This is a genomic window from Faecalispora anaeroviscerum, assembly GCF_947568225.1.
Lineage (GTDB): Bacteria > Bacillota > Clostridia > Oscillospirales > Acutalibacteraceae > Faecalispora > Faecalispora anaeroviscerum.
Genome location: NZ_CANOOQ010000001.1, coordinates 672,752 through 694,580, shown reverse-complemented (window position 1 = coordinate 694,580; position 21,829 = coordinate 672,752). Strand labels below are relative to the sequence as shown.

The 21,829-nt window shown below is 49.9% G+C and carries 21 protein-coding genes and 1 tRNA gene; 9 read left to right on the top strand and 13 right to left on the bottom strand.

Annotated features, from left to right (window positions below; translation table 11 throughout):
• Positions 1-112 precede the first annotated feature (112 nt).
• From QOS46_RS03400 to typA, 4 genes are read right to left on the bottom strand one after another with little or no spacing between them, the layout of a single operon-like run.
• Positions 113-1,021 (bottom strand): radical SAM protein, encoded by a 909-nt coding sequence (locus tag QOS46_RS03400; protein ID WP_283607325.1) that lies wholly within the window; start codon positions 1,019-1,021, stop codon positions 113-115.
• A complete protein-coding gene (gene pgeF, locus QOS46_RS03395) occupies positions 1,011-1,847 on the bottom strand; it encodes a peptidoglycan editing factor PgeF (RefSeq protein WP_283607324.1) in 837 nt (278 codons plus the stop codon). Before pgeF ends, QOS46_RS03400 begins: the two co-directional genes overlap by 11 nt.
• 29 nt (positions 1,848-1,876) lie before the next feature.
• Positions 1,877-2,797: an exonuclease domain-containing protein gene (locus tag QOS46_RS03390; protein WP_283607323.1), complete on the bottom strand. Its 921-nt coding sequence runs from the start codon at positions 2,795-2,797 to the stop codon at positions 1,877-1,879.
• Positions 2,798-2,850: 53 nt separating this feature from the next.
• Entirely contained in the window at positions 2,851-4,671 is a 1,821-nt protein-coding gene (typA, locus tag QOS46_RS03385) for a translational GTPase TypA (protein WP_283607322.1), read from the bottom strand.
• Between the two features lie 686 nt (positions 4,672-5,357).
• Here typA and QOS46_RS03380 point away from each other — a divergent pair.
• Entirely contained in the window at positions 5,358-6,335 is a 978-nt protein-coding gene (locus QOS46_RS03380) for a DMT family transporter (RefSeq protein WP_283607321.1), read from the top strand.
• A gap of 81 nt (positions 6,336-6,416) precedes the next feature.
• Here the strand turns inward: QOS46_RS03380 and QOS46_RS03375 are convergent.
• Positions 6,417-6,492, bottom strand: a tRNA-Gly gene (locus QOS46_RS03375).
• A gap of 301 nt (positions 6,493-6,793) precedes the next feature.
• Between QOS46_RS03375 and QOS46_RS03370 the strand changes: the two genes are divergently transcribed.
• From QOS46_RS03370 to QOS46_RS03360, 3 genes are all read left to right on the top strand, one after another.
• The gene (locus QOS46_RS03370; RefSeq protein WP_283607320.1) at positions 6,794-7,807 is read left to right on the top strand and encodes a DnaD domain protein; all 1,014 of its coding nucleotides are present in this window, start codon (positions 6,794-6,796) and stop codon (positions 7,805-7,807) included.
• Positions 7,808-7,814: 7 nt separating this feature from the next.
• Positions 7,815-8,804, top strand: a complete 990-nt coding sequence (locus QOS46_RS03365; protein WP_283607319.1) for an ATP-binding protein — start codon at positions 7,815-7,817, stop codon at positions 8,802-8,804.
• A 219-nt stretch (positions 8,805-9,023) separates the two neighbouring features.
• Positions 9,024-9,611, top strand: coding sequence for a hypothetical protein (locus QOS46_RS03360; RefSeq protein WP_283607318.1), 588 nt, complete (start codon positions 9,024-9,026; stop codon positions 9,609-9,611).
• Positions 9,612-9,847: 236 nt separating this feature from the next.
• Here QOS46_RS03360 and QOS46_RS03355 read toward each other — a convergent pair whose 3' ends face one another.
• Genes QOS46_RS03355 through prfB form a run of 6 tightly spaced genes read right to left on the bottom strand, consistent with a single transcriptional unit; the run spans position 9,848 to position 17,011 of the window.
• Positions 9,848-10,921 carry a glycosyltransferase gene (locus QOS46_RS03355; RefSeq protein ID WP_283607316.1) on the bottom strand — a complete coding sequence of 358 codons (1,074 nt, stop codon included), beginning with the start codon at positions 10,919-10,921 and terminating at the stop codon, positions 9,848-9,850.
• Positions 10,918-12,000 (bottom strand): glycosyltransferase family 4 protein, encoded by a 1,083-nt coding sequence (locus QOS46_RS03350; protein ID WP_283607315.1) that lies wholly within the window; start codon positions 11,998-12,000, stop codon positions 10,918-10,920. The genes QOS46_RS03355 and QOS46_RS03350 overlap by 4 nt, the downstream gene beginning before the upstream one ends.
• On the bottom strand, positions 11,997-13,412 hold the full coding sequence (locus QOS46_RS03345) for an oligosaccharide repeat unit polymerase (protein ID WP_283607314.1): 1,416 nt from the start codon (positions 13,410-13,412) through the stop codon (positions 11,997-11,999). The genes QOS46_RS03350 and QOS46_RS03345 overlap by 4 nt, the downstream gene beginning before the upstream one ends.
• A complete protein-coding gene (locus tag QOS46_RS03340) occupies positions 13,409-14,560 on the bottom strand; it encodes a leucine-rich repeat domain-containing protein (protein WP_283607313.1) in 1,152 nt (383 codons plus the stop codon). The genes QOS46_RS03345 and QOS46_RS03340 overlap by 4 nt, the downstream gene beginning before the upstream one ends.
• 24 nt (positions 14,561-14,584) lie before the next feature.
• Complete coding sequence (locus QOS46_RS03335; protein ID WP_283610760.1) at positions 14,585-15,859, bottom strand: lipopolysaccharide biosynthesis protein; 1,275 nt, start codon at positions 15,857-15,859, stop codon at positions 14,585-14,587.
• A 24-nt stretch (positions 15,860-15,883) separates the two neighbouring features.
• Positions 15,884-17,011, bottom strand: a complete 1,128-nt coding sequence (prfB, locus tag QOS46_RS03330) for a peptide chain release factor 2 (RefSeq protein WP_283607312.1) — start codon at positions 17,009-17,011, stop codon at positions 15,884-15,886.
• 249 nt (positions 17,012-17,260) lie between these two features.
• On the opposite strand from prfB, the gene QOS46_RS03325 reads away from it, so the two are divergent.
• The 5 genes from QOS46_RS03325 to rpsR all read left to right on the top strand — a co-directional run bounded on the left by QOS46_RS03325 (position 17,261) and on the right by rpsR (position 20,555).
• Complete coding sequence (locus tag QOS46_RS03325; RefSeq protein WP_283607310.1) at positions 17,261-18,349, top strand: RING finger protein; 1,089 nt, start codon at positions 17,261-17,263, stop codon at positions 18,347-18,349.
• A 29-nt stretch (positions 18,350-18,378) separates the two neighbouring features.
• Positions 18,379-19,254, top strand: a complete 876-nt coding sequence (locus QOS46_RS03320) for a UTP--glucose-1-phosphate uridylyltransferase (RefSeq protein ID WP_283607308.1) — start codon at positions 18,379-18,381, stop codon at positions 19,252-19,254.
• 171 nt (positions 19,255-19,425) lie between these two features.
• Complete coding sequence (rpsF, locus tag QOS46_RS03315) at positions 19,426-19,782, top strand: 30S ribosomal protein S6 (RefSeq protein WP_283607307.1); 357 nt, start codon at positions 19,426-19,428, stop codon at positions 19,780-19,782.
• Between the two features lie 5 nt (positions 19,783-19,787).
• On the top strand, positions 19,788-20,243 hold the full coding sequence (locus tag QOS46_RS03310; RefSeq protein ID WP_283607305.1) for a single-stranded DNA-binding protein: 456 nt from the start codon (positions 19,788-19,790) through the stop codon (positions 20,241-20,243).
• Between the two features lie 51 nt (positions 20,244-20,294).
• Entirely contained in the window at positions 20,295-20,555 is a 261-nt protein-coding gene (gene rpsR / locus QOS46_RS03305) for a 30S ribosomal protein S18 (RefSeq protein WP_283607303.1), read from the top strand.
• Positions 20,556-20,716: 161 nt separating this feature from the next.
• On the opposite strand, the gene QOS46_RS03300 is transcribed toward rpsR, so the two are convergent.
• Both QOS46_RS03300 and QOS46_RS03295 read right to left on the bottom strand, forming a co-directional pair.
• Complete coding sequence (locus QOS46_RS03300; RefSeq protein ID WP_283607301.1) at positions 20,717-21,202, bottom strand: chemotaxis protein CheD; 486 nt, start codon at positions 21,200-21,202, stop codon at positions 20,717-20,719.
• Positions 21,199-21,816 (bottom strand): chemotaxis protein CheC, encoded by a 618-nt coding sequence (locus QOS46_RS03295; RefSeq protein ID WP_283607299.1) that lies wholly within the window; start codon positions 21,814-21,816, stop codon positions 21,199-21,201. Before QOS46_RS03295 ends, QOS46_RS03300 begins: the two co-directional genes overlap by 4 nt.
• Between the last annotated feature and the right edge of the window lie 13 nt (positions 21,817-21,829).

Genomic DNA, 21,829 nt, shown 5'->3' with positions numbered 1-21,829 from the left:
TTCCCTCCGCTGAATACAAGGAAGAAGGTTGGCAATATTTCATAGCGGTTGATATTCAATAGAATCATAGTAAAAAAACCTGCGCCCCAACAAATCGGGCGCAGGTTTTTTATTACTCTGATTCAGAAAGAAACTCCAAGCCCTCCAGATGAAACGGGGGAATATATGTTTTCTGAGCGGAAGAACGCTCCTGCACAAAACCGTCCAGCCCGCACTCCATCAGATATTCCTCTACCTTATGGAATTCTCGCGCGGTGATGGGACGGTTAATCTCCGGGTACTGCTCCGCCTTTCCGCAGGGAACATACTGCGCCATTAGACTGACTGGCACGCCGGTGGGTAAATGCTCCTTCAGCCAACCAAGCACCGCGATCGATTCCCGCGTATGGCCCGGCAGAATCAGATGGCGCACCACAGTACCCTTGACGAGAAGCCCCTGTTCGTCAAACCGGGCCTCCCCGGTTTGGCGCACCATTTCCAGAATCGCCCGCTTTGCGTAGTCCGGGTAATCAGCCGCGCCGGAATACCGTGCGGCTATTTCGGAGCTTACATATTTCAGATCGGGCAGATACACATCCACCAAACCCTCGAGCATTTTCAGTGTTTCAACGGTTTCATAGCCGCTGCTGTTGTATACCACAGGTACCGGCAGCTTTTGCAGTTTGAGAGCCTCGGCAATCGGCTGCGCAAACTGCGTGGGGCTGACCAAATTGATATTGTGCGCCCCTTGCTCGACCAGCCTCTGAAATACCTCGGCCAGCTGCGTCACGGTCAGTTCTTGCCCAACCTCCCGCCGGGTACTGATATCGTAATTTTGGCAAAAAACACAGCCTAAGGTACAGCCAGTAAAAAACACCGTACCTGAGCCGCGCGTTCCACTGATGCAGGGTTCCTCCCAAAAATGAAGCGCCGCACGCGCCACAACGGGATGACTTCCCATATGACAGAAGCCGCCGCCTTTAGACGGCTCCCTGCGCACCCCGCAGCGTCGGGGACACAGCGTACATTCCTCAAGAGTCAAGGGGCTGCGCCTCCCTCAGGCACATCATTGCCACCATACCGCCGCGCTTTTCTCCCATCAGCCGATGAGAGAAAAACAACTCTGGGTGGCACTTCGTACACACCTCGCCCACCGAAATATTCTCATCCGGAATACCAGCCAGTACAAGAATCCGCCGGTTGCACTCCCACAAATCGAGAAGATACTTCCCGTTCTCCTGCTCAGCCAACAGCTCTTCCGGCAGAAGATCGTCATGCTGCATTACCTGCTCGCGCACCGTTTCGTCCACCTCATAGCAGCACGGCCCAATGGAGGGCCCAATCCCCGCCAGAAGATCGTGTGTACTACAGCCAAACTGCCGGCACAGAGTTTCGGTCATTTTTTCACCGATCCGCTGTACAGTACCGCGCCAGCCGGCATGGGCCAGGGCAATCACGTTCCTCGTGGGATCAAAAAAATACAGCGGCACGCAGTCAGCATAGCTGGTCACCAGTGTGATGCCGGGAACATCGGTGTACAGGCCGTCCACACTTTCCATGTCACTGGGTTTTGTGATACCGATGCCTTTTTCCTGCTCCGTCACATAGCGAAGAACGGTATGATGATCCTGTGCGGAAGCAACGAGTCCGTTAAAGTCATACCCTACTGCGCTGCAAATGCGCCGGTAATTTTCAAGGATATTGTTCTCCGAATCCCCTCTGCGGAAATTCAGGCTCTCAAATTCCCCCTCGCTCACTCCACCAACCCTGGTGGAAAAAGAGTGCAGCAGCTGCGGGTATTGCTCCAGAAGCGGAAAGGTCAGGTATTCCACACCGTCTGTCTCGTGCAGTTCCATTTGATTTAGCATACCGTTTCCCTCCTGTGTTCGTTTTGTTTTCAGGATTGCTCCTGTATGTTCTGAGAATCCAGCGTTAAATCCGCCGGTTCCTCTCCATCTTCCGCCAGTTCCTCCTGCGGTTCTTCCTGAAACGGAAGGTTCTTTTTCTTAACAATCAGGCCGTCGTATTTCAGCTTAAACTGAATGCGACCGGTAAAGCGGTAGTCACAGTGCGGGCAGTAAAAATCGGCGCGGAAGCTCTTGTTGCGCACCATCCAGTCATCCAGCTGCTCCGCCTCAAGGCCGCAGCGGTCACAAAGGATGCTCATATCTGCCTGCCGCACAAGGGGATGCTCCCAATCGGACAGAATGACCGTTTTAAAGGTGAGCCGCGGATAAAAATCAGGCTCATCCGAATCCTGAATCATCGATTCGAAAGCCTCTTTCTGATACAGCACCCGAAAGCACTCCAGTGAAAGCACGCTGTCGTTTAAAGCACGGTGATGTTCCGATTCTTCCTCATCGATTCCCAGCAGCTGCGCGCAGGTGGAAAGGCCCATCTGCATACTGCCGATGCCCGGCAGCCGCGATTCGCAATAGCGCTGCAAATCCACATATTTTTTCAAAAAAGGAATGTGACCGTCACCGCAAAAATAGCGGCAATTCTCAATTAAAGCCAAAAGATCGGAGGTTCCCCACGTCAAAAGCACTGCATCGCCCGCCCATTTTTTGAACCGGCTGACCACCTGCATAAAGAGCATGCCGTCCTCCAGATCTTCGTTGCGCAAACGTGTCAGGCTGCGGATTTTTCCGCTGATTTTCTTGCCCACCTGAGGACGGACAAATGCGTGAAAGGTATCCACAACCGTCAGGGTTTCATCCACCTTGACGGCTCCGAATTCGATGATTTCATTGATATAGCCCTTTAGCCGGCGGCTATAGGTACCGTTCCATTCCAAATCCAATACAATCAGCTTCATTGGCTTCTCCGAGCTTGACGGACGGATGTATCCGTCCGTTCTCCGGCGCTTTCTTATTTATTTCGATTGGCCTGCTTCATACGCTGCTCTTTGTTCAGAACCATTTTGCGCATACGAACAGACTTCGGTGTAACCTCAACAAGCTCGTCCTCCGCGATGAATTCCAGAGACTGCTCCAGGCTGAGTACCGTAAAGGGCGTCAGCTTCAGCGCGTCGTCAGAACCGGAGGCACGGGTATTTGTCGCATGCTTTTTCTTGCAGATGTTAACAGCAATGTCCTCCTGCTTGGGGCTGGCACCAACAACCATTCCCTCGTAAACCTCTACGCCGGGGCCGATAAACAACCTGCCACGATCCTGGGCGGCAAATAAACCGTAAGCCGTGGAGGGGCCGGTTTCGTGCGCAACCAGCGAGCCTTGGGCACGCTGTACGATGTCGCCGCGGTACGGCTCATAGGAATCAAACACATGATTCATAATGCCGTTGCCGTTCGTGTCTGTCAAGAACTCCGAACGATAACCCATCAGGCCGCGGGCGGGAATTTTAAATTCCATGTGTGTCACGCCGCTTTCACGGGTGCCCATATTAACGATTTCAGCCTTGCGGGAGCCGAGCTTTTCCATAACCGCACCCACGTACTGATCCGGCACCTCAATCATCAAAAGCTCAATCGGCTCACAGCGCTTGCCCCCAATCGTCTTGTAAATAACGCTTGGGCGGGAAACCTGAAACTCGTAATTCTGGCGGCGCATCGTTTCAATCAAAATAGAAAGGTGAAGCTCACCACGACCGGAAACTTTGAAGGTATCTGCGGAATCCGTTTCCTCCACACGCAGGGCCACGTTCGTTTCCACCTCTTTGAACAGGCGGTCACGCAGGTTGCGAGAGGTAACAAATTTGCCCTCTTTGCCCGCAAACGGGCTGTTGTTGACCATAAACATCATCGAAACCGTCGGCTCGTCTATTTTGACGAACGGCAGCGGCTCCACGCAATCCGGCGCACAGGCCGTTTCGCCGATATTCAGGTCTGTAATGCCGGAAACAGCCACGATATCACCCAGTGCCGCTTCGGTCACTTCCACTCGTTTCAGGCCCTCGAACTGATACAGCTTCGCAATGCGGGAATTGCGGTTTCCGTCCTCATGGCCACACAGTACCACGCTCTGGCCGTCACGGATTCTGCCGCGCTCCACACGGCCGATGCCGATGCGCCCGACATAATCATCATAGTCAATATTCGAAAACAACACCTGCGCCGGGCCCTCCAGGTCTCCCTGCGGAGCCGGTACAAACTGCAGAATCGATTCAAACAGGGGAACCATGTTCTCTCCGGGCTTGTCCGGGTCCAGCGTTGCGTAGCCATCGCGGCCCGAGGCGTATACCACCGGGAACTCCAACTGGCTTTCATCTGCGCCAAGCTCAATAAACAGGTCGAGAACCTCGTCCACAACCTCCAGCGGGCGCGCGCCGGGACGGTCGATCTTGTTAACAACGACCACCGGTTTTTTGCCAAGGCCAAGTGCCTTTTTCAGAACAAAGCGAGTCTGAGGCATACAGCCCTCAAAAGCATCCACCAAAAGCAGAACGCCGTCCACCATCATCAGAATGCGCTCTACCTCGCCGCCAAAGTCAGCATGGCCGGGGGTGTCTACAATATTGATCTTTGTTCCGTCGTACATTACCGCAGTATTCTTAGAAAGGATTGTGATGCCGCGCTCACGCTCCAGATCATTGGAATCCATCACTCGTTCGGCGACAGACTCATTGGTGCGGAAAATACCGCTTTGGCGCAGGAGCTGATCGACCAGAGTTGTCTTACCGTGGTCAACGTGCGCAATGATCGCAATGTTTCTTAAGTCATTTCTAATATCCATCCAATTACCTCTTTTGAAAAATTCACAAACATTTAATAGTATAACATACTTTCTTGTTTTTTCATAGAAAGCGCCGCAAGCAAATCCTACAAAATTTGAGCAAAAAATCCCCCTTCATTCCCGACGCTTTGTATAGTATCTTTCGTCTAGCAGAGCGATGCTATCCATATCAAAAAATACTGTACGGCGAAGAGATGCCAGCCAGCCTTTTTCTTTCTTTTCTGCAAAAGATTTCTATCGACCCGTGCAGCAAAAAGAATTATAAAACCTAGCTTCTGTAAAAAGCAATGCAGCGAAACTACGGCCTATGGAAAAAATGGCCACAAATTTCTTCGTGCCGAATTCTCTCTTTTAATTTCTATTCTGAAATCATAGGCCAAAGATAGAATTCCTTTATTGTATAAAAAATCGACATTTTTAGTATAGTGCATATTTATTCTCTTTTCTTATCCTTTCCCTGCATACGAAACCGCAATGCAGGTCATTCCTTTGGTTTTGTATCAAAGAAATCCACGAAAAACCGGGCAATACTGACCAATACCTTTCTCTGCAACACCGTTAATCTTGAGAGAACGCAAGGTTGTTTAAGACGCTCTTTCGACGGAACCTAAGAAATCCGGTTGTTTTTCTCTATGGATAATGATACAATAAATTTGAATTTTCATTATAAAAAGGACTGAATATCGATGCATCACCTGAAACAACACCAAGGGGAACTGATGCTCTCGCTTTGCGCTATCATATGGGGAACCTCGCTGATCCCGCAAAAGTTGGGGACACTGTATCTGGGTCCCTTTTCGTTTGGAGCTGCACGTTTTCTAATGGGGGCAATTATATTTTTTCCTCTCAGCTTACTATTGAAACGCATCAGCCGGGAAGAAAAAAAGACCTTTTTGCGCAAAGACCTTGTAATCGGTGGCGGCCTCTGCGGCACTGCCATGTTTTTGGGCGCATACTTTCAACAGCTGGGTCTTGCCCACACCACTGTGGGAAAAACCGGGTTTATCACATCAATGTACATTGTACTCATCCCTTTGTTCGGTTTGTTTTTCCACCGTAAAACCGAGCTGAAAACATGGATTTGTATTGCGTTGGCCACAGTGGGGCTGTACCTTTTGTGTATGTCTGAAAACTTCAGCATCTCAAAAGGAGATTTTTATGTTCTGATCAGCGCAGTGTTCTGGTCGATTCAAATCACTTTGGTCGATACCTATTCCAAGAAAACCGACAGTCTGGAGCTGGTGCTGGTAGAATTTATGATTTCGGGCCTTTTTTCCCTTTTCTGCGCATTACAGCTCGAATCCCCAACCACTCAGGCAGTAACAAGCAGCATCGGCCCGATTCTGTATACGGGAATCATGGTGGTGGGGGTCGCATATACCCTGCAGGCCCTTGGGCAAAAAACAGTTGCTCCGGCGATTGCCGGTCTGATTCTCAGTATGGAATCCCTTTTTGCCGCGGTGGCCGGCGCAGTGGCGTTTCAGGAAACCATGAGTCTGCGGGAAATCAGCGGATGTGTTTTTATGTTCTGTGCGCTCATTCTCACCCAGATCAAGCTCCCCTCTTTCCGGATAGGCCGTAAGGCAGATGCCGAGGCTACTCCTTCAGAAAAATCTAAAAAGCAGGCTAAAGGGAATTTTGAGCCCCCGCCTTTTCAGGTCTGAAAGCCAATTTTGTATCCCTGCGTTCAGGGATACAACCATAAAAAAAGAAAGCCAATCAGTGTTGATTGGCTTTCTTTTTACTGGAGCGGATGACGAGGCTCGAACTCGCTACCTCCACCTTGGCAAGGTGGCGCTCTACCAGATGAGCTACATCCGCAAACAAACTGCGAGAGTTATTATATGACAGAATTCGCCTTAAGTCAATACCTTTTTCCAATTTTTTTATTTTTCTTTTTCTCCCGTTCCTTTCTGCCTTTCTATTCCTTCTCTAACCAAAATGTGATATAATGAATTACATTTAAATTCTATGACATGATTCCTTTTTGAAACAGTGGAAAAGTATATCGTGTCTTTTTTTATTGGTCCTGCCGGCGCAGCCACACACGAACACTTGCTTTTTTTTGCAAAGAAGTGCCTGTTCCCCGTGGGATCGGTGCAACAGTACAAAGGAGTATATCATGGCTTTTTCCATTCATCCGGGCGCATGGAAATCGGTTTTTGCCGTTCCCAGCACTCTTGTCGATTCCCATATTAAAATGGCCAGCCCGAACCAGCTGAAGGTTCTTCTGTGGGCGCTTCGTCATTCAGAAGAATCCTTTACGCATGAGGTGATCGCCGCTGCGCTGGGCATCACCACCCCCGACGTGCAGGACGCCATGCAGTACTGGGTACAGGTTGGTCTTGTAACGGAAACAGGGTCGGAACAGACTGTGCAGCCTGCCGCTGCCGCAGAGTCTGTCCCGCACCAAAAGCTTCCGCTTGCCGCCGCTCCCATTGCAGAGAGCCTTCCCCCAGCTCCGCCGCGCCGCATCCCCAAGCCGGACGGGCTGTTTATCGCGGAACGGATCAATCAGTCGGCGGAAATCCGTTTTCTGATGCAGGAGGCTCAGCAGCTTTTAGGGCGCCCCCTCTCCCCGGGGCTTTCTTCCACCCTGCTGGCGATTCACGATGATTACGGGCTGCCCGTAGACGTTACTCTGATGCTCCTGCAGTTCGTTAAGAGCAAGGGCAAAGACAATACCAGCTATATCGAGGCAGTTGCCCGTGACTGGGCCGAGGAAGGCATTTCTTCTCACCGACAGGCGGAAGAAAAACTGCGTAAGCTGGATGACATCAATAAAGCCTGGAGAAAGATCGAGCAGGAGCTGCGCCTCTCTCCCCGCTCCCCGAGCGCCCGAGAAGAGCGATATTCGGATCGCTGGCTATTGGAATGGAAGTTTTCCCCCAAGATGGTACGCGAAGCCTACGACCGCAGCGTGGACGCCATCGGCAAGCTCAGCTTGAGCTATATGAACAAGATTCTGGAGCGCTGGCAGCGCGAGGGGATTACAACGCCCCAACAGGCCGCGATGGAGCAAACAGAAAAAGTAGCTTCGCAAAAGCACGGAAAGCCACAGCAGCAAACCACTTACGACATTGAGGAATATGAGCGTATGAGCGCTCAGGTTCCTGATATATTGGGAAAGGAATGATGCGTCGATGGCCTATGGAAAGGATATTTACCAAATCGCCTTTGGTATTCTGAATGACCGTCGTATGCGCGAAAACGACGCCGCAGAGGAGCGCCGCAACGCTTTCTATGCCATGTATCCCCGCGCGCAGGAGATCGAACGGCAGCTAACCGCAACGGCCATTGGAGCGGCCAAGGCAGTGCTGAGCGGCAGTGACACCGTAACGGAGCTTACACGCCTGAAGGAGAAGAACCTCTCTTTACAGCAGGAACTGAACCAGATGCTGCGACGCGCGGGACTGGAACCGGATTATCTGAAGCCCCACTATCAGTGTGAAAAGTGCAGTGATACCGGATACGTAGACGGCAGAATGTGCAGCTGTCTGCGAGATCTGTTGCGCAAGACCGCCTACCAGCGACTGAATGAAATGACGCCGCTTTCCCTTTGCACCTTTGAGGGGTTTTCTTTGGCGCACTACCCTGAAGCTCCCCAGAACGAAGGAGAAATCGCGCCCAAAAAGCAGATGGAGAATATCTTTCACTTTTGCCGCACCTACGCGCGCGAGTTTTCTCTGAAATCTCCCAGTGTGATTCTGCAGGGCGGAACCGGCCTGGGCAAAACCCATTTGTCCCTGGCTATCGCGCGCGAAGCCGTGGGAAAAGGGTTCGGGGTCATTTATCTTTCCGCACAGAATATGGCCACCAGCCTGGAGCGGGAACGCTTTGGGCGAGCGGAAGAAAATGAGGATACCAACGCGCTGCTGTTAAGCTGTGATCTTTTGATTCTGGACGACCTTGGAACAGAGTTTTCCACTTCGTTTACCGATGCCGCCGTTTACAACATCGTTAATACTCGGCTGATGGCCGGGCGGCCTACGATCATCAGCACCAATCTTTCTTTATACGAGCTGCAAAAGCGTTATTCCGAGCGTTTTGTTTCTCGGATTATTGGCAGCTATGTTCGCCTGACCTTTTTGGGTAAGGATGTTCGCCAGCAAAAACGGATGAAGGGCGGCTAAAAACAAAATCAGCACGCATTCCACAAGAATAAAAAAGTGCCTCTGCTTCTTACCCCTCAAACAATGTAATATATACTAAAATAGAAAGCACTCTATCGGTCAAATAAATGATTCTCCTGTTCCCGAGTCCTTTTCTGACGTTCTTCATTCAGATATCTATAAAATCTGCCGATATTGATAGATATAGGGATGGGATATTACTAAAAGGAGTTGAGAATTGTGCGTATACAGTCATATCATCCATACGCCTCAGGCAATATCTCTGGCACAAAAAGTATAGGCGGCATATCTTTACCGGATTTTAATGATCCACTGTTTCCCACTAAAGCAACAGCTTCAATTGATGAAGATAAAATAAAAGAAGCTGTTATGAAACAAGCCCAAGAAGACCAAGCAGCTGGTACGTTTCAAACATCAACAGGCTTTAAAAGCCTGAAAACAAGCTACCTGTCCATAGTGTCGCCTGACAGAAAAGGAATCATTACAGAAGGCTTAAAGATGATTACAAAAAAAGTACCAACCGTAGAATCCCTGAACCTGATCGATATTTTATTTGGAAAAGTTTCTTATAAATCAGAGTCTAAATCAATATCGTATGCAGAATTCTACGATAGCAATGGTGAATTGGTTGCCACTTATTCAAACACAGGCTGGAATTGTTATCAGACAAAAGCGGAAGCTGCGCAGGAAACAGAGATATGTATGATTTATAACGAAGCGTGGAATAACGCAGCAAAAGCTAATTTGAACACAGGTAATACAATGCAAGGTAACATTTCAAACGGATCATTTAACATCTCTGTTTAAATTCCAGCGGGGATACTGCACGGCAAGAGGGCTAATTCTTTGGGCGGCGCTACACAGGGAATTGCTTATGTAGACTGCCAAATTGATCTGGGTGCAAACAGCAGAATGAAACACCCACTCCATGAAAAGCAGGGGCATCTTTGCAGCAGGCCAAGCTTTCATGGAAATTTTAAAGTCACTGAAAATAGTTGCAAAAAACGCTTTGCCGGCTGGCAAAGCGTTTTTTATTATACTTTTTAATGTTCTGCAATCGCAGCTTCATACACTCGCTCCATTTGCTCCACATTCTTTTTAAAATCGAACAGACGAAGTACCCGTTCCCGGCCCGCCACGCCCATCTGGCTTCGCAGTGCGGTATCCTGATACAACCTTAGCAGATGCTCCGCCAGCGCTTCCACATCCCCACAGGGAGCCAAAAAGCCGGTGACGCCATCCTCCACGGTTTCCAGAAAGCCGTCTACGTTGCTGGCCACCACGGGAACCCCGCAGGCCATCGCCTCCACCGCCGAAACGCCGAAGCTCTCGGAACGGCTCGGCAGACAAACCACATCCATACCACTCAGCGCCTTTGGAACCTGTGTATTGGGAATCACGCCGCACAAGCTTGCACACTCCGAAATGCCGAGAGAATCGATCAGCTGCTGCAGCTCCTCCTGCCGGCTTCCCTTCCCGTAAATCTTAAGGGAATACGATTCTTGTGGTGCCTTCTGCACAAACAGGGCAAACGCGCGGATCAGATCATCCATACCGTAAACATCCTCCAGTGCTTTCACCGCGCCGACACAAAAGCCGTCATGCTCCTGCGGCTGCGGGGAAAATAGAGAACAATCCACACCAAACGGGGTAATCCAGATTTTGCGCTGTTCCCCAAAGACACGGCGTACCTGATCGGCCATCACTTCGCTGGTAGAAGCCACAACATCCGCGGCTTTCAGGTTCCCCGCCACCAGGAGCTTATGTACCAGGCTTTTGAGCGGAAACTCATATACATCGCTGCCCCACACAGACAGCACAAGAGGATGAGAACGCGCCATACGGGCCAGCGTACCGTAGCCGCTGGCATAGTGGGCATTGATCACATCCGGCGCAAAGTCCTCCAGATCGCGGCGCAGCTCGCTGCCATTTAGAAAATACCCGGCAAACCCACTTTTGCCCAGGTACACCACTTCCACCTCGGGGTTCAGATTCTTCTGGCGGTTTTCATGCTCCGGTAGCGAATAAAGGCGCACCTTGTGCCCCCTCTTACTCAACGCATTCACCCATTTGACTGTGTGGCTGGAGCTGGCCGCCGACACAAACGCTATTTTCATGCCTGCTTCTCCCCCTGACTGCCGCCCAAATCTGCAAGGACGGTTTTCGCCCGGTCTGTCCAGAGATTGCCCTGCACCGCCTCCGCGGCGTTTTTCGCGCAACGGGCATACAGCTCGGTATCTCTGAGCAGTTCCGATACTTTCTCCGCAAAATCCGCGGGGATGTTTTCACACACCAACCCCAGCGAATATTTCTGAATAAATTTTTCTGTTTCCGTACAGTTCACCGCAACCATCGGCAGACCGTATTCCAAATATTCCATCAGCTTGACGGAAAACGCAAAATCATTATACGCATTCTTTTCAATGGGGTAAAGAGCCAGATCCGCCTGCTCGTATAGCGGGGCCAATTCCTTCGCACCGGAAGCATGTACCAAATTCAGCCAAGGCTTACCCCTGTATTGCTCCCCGATATAAGCGACCCCCTGCGGCCGGCAGACCAGCGTGAGGGGAAACTCATCCCCTTCTCCATTGAGCAGGTCAAAAGCCTTCAACAGCGTATCCGTACCGTAGCGTTTAGAGACTCCACCCACATAGATGCTGCGCTTACCCGGCAGCTTCCCCAGCTTATTACTGCGGGCACCCATGCAGGCCGGCGGCAGAAACGCAACGTGCGGAAAATTAAAATACTGCGCCATGCTTTCTGTCGGCAGATAAACAAGGTCGGTATTCTTTTTCAGAAAACGAACATCGCGTTCCGACATCCACGCAATAACATGCTGCTTGAGGCTCTTTCTGCCAGAGAGAAATACCTCGTCAAAGCGGAAGGCGGCATCCCGGTAAAAATACCCCACTGGAATCCCCATCCGGTGCACCCGGCGGATCAACTTCCGGTCGAAGCCATGAAAGATCGGGCCGGAGGGGCTTTCCACATAGCAGAAATCGGGGCGGTGTGTGTCGAGCCAGAGGTTCATCTCTTCCACCACATGGCGGCGCTGTTCGCGGCGATTTTGCTGCGCCTGCAGGAGCTTCACCTCACAGCCAAGGGACAGAAATGCCTCATACATCATCTGCGGACGAACGGACGAGCCGGACTGAAAATCCCCAAAATCAATATAAGTCAAATATAAAATCGTCATGATTTTCCCGCCACTTTCTTTTCTTTTCCGTCCAGCTGATCCATCAGCTTGAGTAAGCCCGCCGGCGCACGGGGCGACAGGCGTTCCCAAATCCATGGTGCAAAATGTCCGGCCACCAGGAAGAACAACAGTACATAGACCTGAAAGTTATAAAGGAAGTCTACGAATCCGCCCTGTGTAGCCAGAGCCAGACGGCTGGTCAGCATAGCGGTGAGCGCCAGCTGATACGGGGTTTTGCGCAGACGGGTAAACACATAAAACAGAAGCCCTAGTAATAAGCCCATATACACGACGGAGAGAACCATTCCCCAGAATCCAAAGTTTGCATAGGCTTCGCCGATATAAAAGGCATTCATTACGCCGCCGGTTCCATCGTACACCTTCTCCGAACCATAAAAATCCATAACCAGCTTGGCGGAGCGCACATGGCCGCCCTCGATGCCCAGAAGGTGCATCGCCGTGGGAGACAGGCTGCGGCCACCCAAAAATGGGAAAATTGTCGGGAACAGATCAAAATGCATGGTCAGTGTGCCCACCTGAGTAAACAACGTGCGGCCGATCGGGCCATTATAAAAGTTGCTGTCGCCGGAGGTAAAGCTGTATCCCATCCGCCCGTAAATAAATACGATAAACAGAGCCATGGCCGCGCCAAAACCGAACACCACCCTGCGGGAGATGCCGCCGCGCTCATACATAAGAATCAAAAGCAGCACAAACAGATAGAACAGCACCGGAGATTTTTCAAAATTAATCGTTGCGGACACGATGGCCGAACCCACCAGAACAGCGGTAAGGGCCCACCACCAGAATTTTTTGAGTACCACCGCATAGGCAAAAGCAATATACGATAGCAGCGGCAGAAAAAGTCCCAGCAAAAGATTTTTGACGTAGCTGTTAATGATAATAATCTGTGAAATCCGCTGGCGCTCCACACCGAATTCAAAACCGGCGGGAGTACGCACCAAGCGCAGCAAGGGGAAATACCCGATTTTAATGATATAAATCAGCAGCAGCACACAGCAGAGAAAGCCAATCGCAGAAATCACATAAAAGGCCAGTCTCTCATGCTTTACCTCAACCGACTTTTTCAAATAACTCTTATAGCGCTGTTTGATGTCGATATGAAAGCACTGATACAATGCGATGATGGTTAAGGGGAATAGAATCGCCGAAAGCAGAACGCTGTAAAACATCAGGTCAAAGCTGTCGCTGACCGTAATATACTTCATCGTATAATGATTACGGTCCCCCAAATACACCATTGCTGCACCGATATACGTCTGCAATAAAAACAGGTACATCGTATAAGAAATCAAATTGATTTTTCCAATATTCAGCGTTGCCGATGCCTTTTGAAATAAGATCAGCGAAATCGCAAGGCCAAGGACAACGATAAGCTCTTTCCAGATCATTCGTCGGTCTCCTCAAAGCCATATTTTTCGTTCAGCAGGTACTGTTTGGTGATTAGATCGCCATTGCGGAAACGACCCTGCAAAAAGCGGATCTTCGAACGGTCAAACTCTGGATCCAAGAAAATGGAGTTGAATTGCGGCAGCTTTTCCAACACGGAAACATCCTTAATATCGGTGTACTGCATTTTCAGAACCTGAAGCTCGGTATTGCTTTTCAGCGGCTCCAGGGAAGAAATGTTGTTCAGGCTGATTGTCAGCTCCAGCAGCCAGGGATATTTCGAGGCAAAGCTGATGTCCGTGAGGCAGTTGGACGCCACACTGAGCTTTTCCAACACAGGAAGTTCGCCCAGATCGCCGATCGTGGTCAGGGAGTTGCTCTCGAGGGAATATTCATACAGCTCGTCCATTCCGGTCAAGGGCTTGGCCACCATCAGGCGGTTCGAGGTAAGGTTCAGAATATTCAGCTGCGACATTCCCGAAAAAACGCTGTTGTCAACAATGCGGTTACGCGACAAATTCAGGCTCTTCAGATTCGTCAGCTTTGTGATATCCGCAGTAACACCGGTGATCGAGTTGCCGGACAAATTCAGCTCAGTCAGATTTTTCAGCGTGTACAGCGGAGACATATTGCGAATATAGTTGCCGGCCAGAGTCAGCCGCTGTAAAGTCTGGATTTTCCCGAGGGGAGTGACATCTGCAATCTGGTTATTGGAGAGATCGATCTCCTTCAAATAGGGGATGTCCTGCAAAGCGCTGACATCGGTAATCTTACCGGAGGAAATGGTCAACTTGGAAAGGCCCTTAAAATATTTCAGATCCTCAATATCCTTTACCGGAACATTTTGAATCGTCAGAATGCTGATCTTCTCTACATCCACATCGTAAATATCGTCCGTGGGGCGCTCGAGCAGGTTGCGTACCTCGTGCTCCAGGTTTTTATCGTGAAATTCAATCTTAACAGCATCCTCGTTGATTACGTCGTCATTCATCAAAACGTTGTAAACGTTCTGGTAGGTGTTAATTCCCAGAAAAAACAAAGAAACCAACAGCAAGGCCAGCGTGTAGGAGAAGGGCTTGTTGCTTTTCATATAGCTTGTCATCTGTCTGCCGCGCTCTTTTAGGCGCAGCTTGCTCTGTTTTTGTTGCATTTCAGTTACCTCTCCACTTTTCACTTATTTTGCGTTTCTGACAATTGTCTGGCAGAAGCGGTAAAAAATCAGATAAGCGCCCGCCATCGGCAGTGACGCAGCCAGCAAATACTGCTCAAAGGTCATCGGTATTACAAGAGTCAGCAATGACGGAACCGAAACGGTAAAGAGCAGGAAGAACTGCCAAACCATAACCGCCTTCTGCCGTCCCAGCGCAATCGCACTGTTCGTCACCGGATTAACAATGAAGCGCACCATAAACAACGGAATCAGATATTTCAGATAATCTGGCACCGGCGCCCATTTAGGGCCAAGGAACCACGGGATGATGGGATCACCCCACAACAGCAGAATGCCAAACGGGAAAATGGATAGAATCGTCAGCCATTTGGTTACCGTCGCAAAGGTTTTGCTGAGCTTTTCGCCATTATGCCTGTCCTCAGAAGCGCCGCGCAGGAACACCTGCGACACAGCGTTGGAAACAAGCACCAGCGGCTGGCCCAGCAGCGTATTAATTTGGCTGTAATAGCCGTTCATAATATTGCCATACTGCATCGGAATAAACAGTCCCATCATGCTTTGCGAAAAGCTGTTGACTATCGCACTGGGCAGCATAAATTTTGGGAACGCCGCATTCTTGCGCGCAACACGCTTTAAAAACTCCAGATTCAGCATGTAGCGGTGAATCCGCCCCTTGAGCGTCATCATCATGCGGAAGTTACCGAAGAAATAGGAAAGGAACTGGCCGACAATCATTCCCCAGTAACTCGCACCGAGATACCCCAGAACGATCTGCGTTATCAGCATAACCGATACACGGATGATGTTTGAAGCCGAAATAACCTTATACTTTTCATGCCTTACATTAAAGTAGTTCAGCGCAGTCGTCAGGCCGCAGATCAAAGTAGTCAGCGGTACCATCCATAAAGTATTTTCAGCGCCGCCCGTCAGGTTAAAGCGCTGCGCCAACGGCGGAATAATCGGCCACATCAACAGGCTGAGTGCCGCGGAAAACAGTACTGCAAGAAAAGCACTGAGAACAAAGGCACCGCCTGCTTCCTCGTCATTATCCGCAACCACGATGGCGTAATCATAACGAAAGCAGGCGATCTGCTGCGTGATATTGGTAATTACTACATATACCCCATAAATTCCCCGTACCTCAGGCTCGTAAAGGCGGCCCAAAATTGGCATGAAGAGAAACGGCAGCAGTACCTGTGCCACGGCTGTGCCGCCGGTAAGGACTGCTACGTTTTTTAAAAACCGATTCTTCTTCAGGGAATTCATCTTAGATTTCACAAAAGACAAGACACGGCCCCCTGTTTACTCGATGTTATCTCCCAATGTGCCAAGATTCTGCGCCTTGAGATATGCGTTGATAAAACCATCCAGATCGCCGTCCATAACGGCAGAGATATTACCCATTTCGAAGCCGGTGCGGTGATCCTTGGCCATCGTGTAGGGCATAAAAACATAAGAGCGGATCTGGCTGCCCCAGGCAATTTCCTTCTGATCGCCCTTAATATCCTCAATCTTTTCCAAATGCTCGCGCTCTTTGATCTCGACGAGCTTTGAAATCAGCATTTTCATCGCGACATCGCGGTTTTGATACTGGCTGCGCTCTACCTGGCAGGAAACAACAATGCCGGTGGGCTTATGCGTCAGACGGACGGCAGAAGAGGTTTTGTTAACCTTCTGTCCTCCCGCGCCGCTTGCGCGGTACACCTGCATTTCAATATCATCCGGGCTGATCTCCACAGAGGTATCGCTGTCGATTTCAGGCATGACCTCAAGCGAAGCAAACGAAGTGTGACGGCGGCCCGACGCATCAAAGGGAGATACGCGCACCAGCCGGTGAACGCCCGCTTCACTTTTTAAAAAGCCGTATGCATTTACACCTTCAATCAGAATCGAGGCACTTTTCAGGCCGGCCTCTTCTCCATCCAGATAGTCCAGCGTTTTAACCTGAAAGCCGTGGCGCTCTGCCCAGCGGCCGTACATGCGGAACAGCATGGAGGCCCAATCCTGCGCTTCTGTTCCACCCGCTCCCGCGTGAAAGGTTAAAATTGCGTTTTTAGCGTCGTATTCGCCCTTGAGCAGGGTAGTCAGACGAATTGCTTCCAGATCGGACTGTATTTTCTGATATTCCTGCTGAGCTTCCGGCAGCAGGGAGAGATCCTCTTCCTCATTTGCCAGTTCGACCAAAGCCAGAGCATCCTCCAGCGAAGAACACAGCTTTTCGTAAGTCGCGATTTTATTCTTCAGCATGCTGGAGCGCTGAAGAATTTTTTGGGAACGCTCCATGTCGTCCCAAAAGCCCGGCATCGCGGCCCGCTCATCCAACTGCGAAATCTCTTCCTTCATGCTCTGCAGCCCCAGCGCATCCGCTAAATCGTTAATGTCTGGCCTGAGTTTTTCCAGTGCCAGCTTTAATTCCTCAAATTGCAGCATCCGTACCATCCTTCTATCATAAATCAAAGTTTTGTTTCTGCACAATAATAAAATATTATAAGTTATTTTTGTTCAAATGTAAAGAAAAACCATCTCTTCTCCCCTTGAGAGTCTGTGAACGTACTGAAAACTTATGCAAGAAATGATTGCAGTTTGCTTCAGAATTAGGTACAATAATTGTATTAAGGATTCAGATCCTAATCGCCGGGCTTTGGACCATTGGCGATGTATTACAGGAGGCTTTCAAGCATGAAGTATACTGGCATCAAATGCCCGGTCTGCGGCATTCCCTTTCAGGAGGACGATGACATTGTTGTCTGCCCGGACTGTGGGGCGCCTTACCATCGGCACTGCTATGAAAAAGAGGGCAAATGCCTGTTTTCAGATACGCACCACACCGGAACGCACTGGACTCCTCCCGCGGAGGACTCCACTGCCCACAAGCAGGACCCGGAGATTGTCTGCCCGGCCTGCGGCAGAAACAACCCATCGGACGCCTTATTCTGCAGCCGGTGCGGTTCTTCTCTGAACCGTCAGGGAGCGGCTCCGCATTCGGGACAGGAGCCCTTGCGGAATGATCCGCCCGGCTACCAGAATCCGTACCAGAATTCAGGGTACCAGAATCCAGGCAGTCCGGCTTTGCCGAACGCACCCATTGACCCCACGCAGGACGATTCGCCGTACCAGAGTGCGCCGAACCCATTCTCACCCATCACCATCCGGGCCGACGAACCGATTGAGGACGACATCACCGCAGGGGAAATCGCAAAATACGTTCAAAATAATTCCTCTTATTTTCTCTCTGTCTTTTTTCACAAGAAGAGGACAAACCATGGGCATTTCAGCTTTTCGGCCTTTCTATTTTCAGGCGGGTGGATGCTGTACCGCAAAATGTACCGGATCGGTACGATCCTGACCGCGTGGATGGCCGCATTGTTTGTGATCAGCACGTTTGTATCCTTAAACTACTCCTCTCCCCTTTTGATCAATCTGTATGAGCAGGCAGGAATCAGCACCAGCGTATATCCTTCTTATGAAGAGCTGATGAAAGTGACTGAGCTGGTATATCAGCTTGACCCGGGCAGTATTTTTCTACTGTTCACCCCTCTTTTTACGCTTCTGATTCAGGCTGGAATTATGATGTACTGCGGCTTTGCCGGAAACCGCCTGTATTACCGGCACTGCGTGGAGAATATCCACAGGCTGAAAACGGAATACCCCGTGACGGCTGAGTATGACAAAGCGCTACAGGAAAACGGAGGCGTGAATGTTTCGCTGGCCTTATGCCTGCTGATCTGCTATTCTATTATTATTTATCTCCCAAATTTCTTTTCATAAAATTATGATTACCGGTAGGAGGGAATTCTGTGAAAATAACAAAAGCTGTCATTCCCGCTGCGGGACTTGGCACGCGTGTTCTTCCTGTCACAAAATCTATGCCGAAGGAAATGCTCCCTATTGTGGACAAACCGGCGATTCAGTATATTGTTGAAGAAGCCGTTCATTCCGGCATTACTGATATTTTGATTATTACCAATCGCGGCAAAGGGTTGATTGAAGATCATTTTGACCGTGCCCCGGAGCTGGAAGCTCATCTCGCGCAGGGCGGTGCGGACAAAGAGTCTCTCCTCAACAGTATTGTGGAGATCTCCCACTTGGCCAATATTCACTTTATACGCCAGAAGGAAACTCGCGGGCTCGGCCACGCAGTAAACTGCGCGCGCTCCTTTATTGGAAATGAGCCGTTTGCCGTACTCTACGGCGACGACGTCATTATTGGAGAAGACCCAGCATGCGGCCAGTTGATCCGCGCGTATGAGGAATTTGGCAAGGGTGTGCTGGGAGTAAACAAGGTATCACCCGAAGTAATCAGCCGATACAGCTCGCTGAAGGTGGAGCCCGTACGCGACCGTCTGTTCCGCTGCACCGACATGATCGAAAAACCCTCTCCCGACAAAGTGTTTTCATACTACTCCATTCTGGGGCGCTGCGTTCTGCCGCCGGAGATTTTCGATATACTCGACCAAACCCAGCCCGGAAGCGGCGGAGAAATTCAGCTGACCGATGCAATGCGCGTGCTGGCCCGAACCCAGGGGATGACCGCGGTGGAGTTCACAGGCAAACGCTACGATATGGGCAACAAGCTCGGCATTCTACAGGCCACGGTAGAGGTGGCGCTTAAGCACCCGGAGGTTGGGGACGGCTTTCGCGCTTATTTAAAGGAGATTGCAAACACTTTGTAAGCGGCTCTTCCCTATTTCCCAACTTATTCCTACAAAGCGAAAAAATAGCTTGACTCGCCTGAGTCACGCTGATATAATTAATCTGTTAGGCCTGCCCCAGCGGGCAGTGCTTTTCATATCCTTGCTCCAGCGTTTTGTTGGGGCCAAAGTCCAGAAGGAGGTGCAAATAAAATGCCAGATGTAAAAAACAAGTATGAAACCGTATTCATGTTGTCCACAGCACAGGGTGAAGAGGCCGTTCAGACAAATGTTCAGAAGTTTAAGACTCTGATCGAAAACAATGCTACGATCGATAATGTGGATGAGTGGGGCAAACGCCGCTTTGCGTATCCCATCGAAAAGCAGACTGAGGGTTACTACACCTTAATCAGCTTTACCAGTGGCCCCGAGTTCATCGCGGAACTGGATCGTATCTACAAAATTACCGACGGAGTTCTTCGTTCTCTCATTGTCAAAAAAGAAGTAAAGAAAGAGAAGCCGAAAAAGGCTGTTGAAGTCCAGAAAACTGAAACTGCTGAAAGAGAGTGATCGATATGCTCAATGTGACTGTATTAATGGGCAGGCTGGTTGCTGACCCTGAGCTTCGTCACACTACCAGTGACATTGCTGTCACCAGTTTCACGATTGCGGTAGATCGGTCTTACGTCAAGTCCGGCGCTGATCGCCAGGCAGATTTTATCGATATTGTCGCATGGCGTTCCACTGCGGAATTTGTATGCAAGTACTTCCGCAAGGGACAGTTAATTGCAGTTCAGGGCTCGATTCAAACTCGCAGCTATCAGGACAAGGACGGAAACAAGCGTAAGGCTTTTGAAATCGTTGCGGATAACGTGCATTTTGCGGAATCCAAACGCGATGGCGGAGCTCCTGGTTCCGGAAATGGCTCTTACAGCCGTTCCGACGCACCGATGGCCTCTGCCCCCGCCTACACCAGCGGAAATACCGGTGATTTTGAGGAAATCCCGACAGACGACGATCTGCCGTTCTAATTTTCTCGCGTATTTACTTTATTTTTTGAATGAGAAAAGGAGGCTTTTGGCATGGCTGATAGAAATGATCGGCCCGAGCGCGACAATCGTCGCGGCGGACGAAAAGGACGCAAAAAGGTTTGCAGTTTTTGCGTAGAACGAATCGACACCATCGATTATAAGGATGTAGCGAAGCTGCGCCGCTTTATTTCGGAGCGTGCGAAGATTCTGCCCCGCAGAGTCACCGGCACTTGCGCACATCATCAGCGTGAACTGACTGTTGCGATTAAGCGCGCACGTCATATCGCTTTGCTGCCTTTCAGCAGCGACTGATCTAACAAGATTCAGAAAGAGGAAACGGAAAATCCGTTTCCTCTTTTTTATGTTCTGAACGCAATTTTTACTTTTTAGTAGAAAAAATAAATAGCTAAAGTAAAAAAGCTTTCTTTAAAATCCACTTAACAGGATTTTATAGAAAGCTTTTTTCTCGGATTTTAATACACCTTCACTCCATTTGCGAAGGACTTAATCGTCATCACGCCGTCATCTGTTGTAAAATACAAGGTTCTACCGTAGTTCAGACCGGTATCCTGCGCCTTGATGGGAATCTTCTCGTAAGCCAGCATAGCTCGAACAGCCATGACATTTCTCTGGCCAATATTGCCAAAGGCCGAATCTCCCGAAACCTCGAACATCTTGGCTCCACCGGCAATCTTGGCTGTCAGCTGGGCGCGATAAGCGCCCAGCCGTTCCATTTCCCGAAGCATTTCAGTGATACAGGTATCAGCAAACCGATATTTGTTTTCTTTTGGATTCGCTGTGGGGTATTTTGGCAGCATGATGTGACCCAACCCGCCAATTTTGCGCAGAGGATCATACAGGCATATTCCCACGCAGGAACCTAACGCATACGTGACAAGCTGCTCACCGCCTTTCACCACTCTCATATCAGAAATGCCGATGGTTATCATGTTACTCATAATTGGATCCCTAATTTCTGCATTAATCTATCCAGTGATTCCATGCTCGGAATCAGCATCATGTTGGAGGTAATGTCGTTCGCTGAGCTGAGAAAATCTTCCTGAATAAAGATAATCTTATCCGAGACCGTGCGCATTTCAATGGCAGGTACACTTAGCAAAGCACCAGCCATATCTACCGCAATAGCCGGAACGGAAGATTTGATGGACATTTGAGACAAGGTGCTGATCGACCCAAGGTAAGCCGAAATCATGATGTTGCCAATCTCGGAGATCGCGGAAAGCTGCATTTCTGTGAGTGCGGCATAGCTAACCTGTTTTTCCCCCAGCAAGCTTTCCAGTACGGCTCCCGCAAAGGACTGCCCGACGATAAACATCATTAGTCCGTCAATTTCTCCCGAAATCTTTGCAAGAATCCCAATCACCGGGTTCTCCGGGCCGCCGAGGGCGGTGGCCGCATCACTGATATCCAGAATGCGGACTTTCGGCACAGACATGTTGATTTCTGAGTTCAGCATTTGAGAGAGCGAGGTAGCCGCATTTCCAGCACCGATATTTCCGATTTCTCTTAGTACGTCTAGGTGTATTTCATTTAATTCGTCGATACTCAACATAAACTCCAACTCC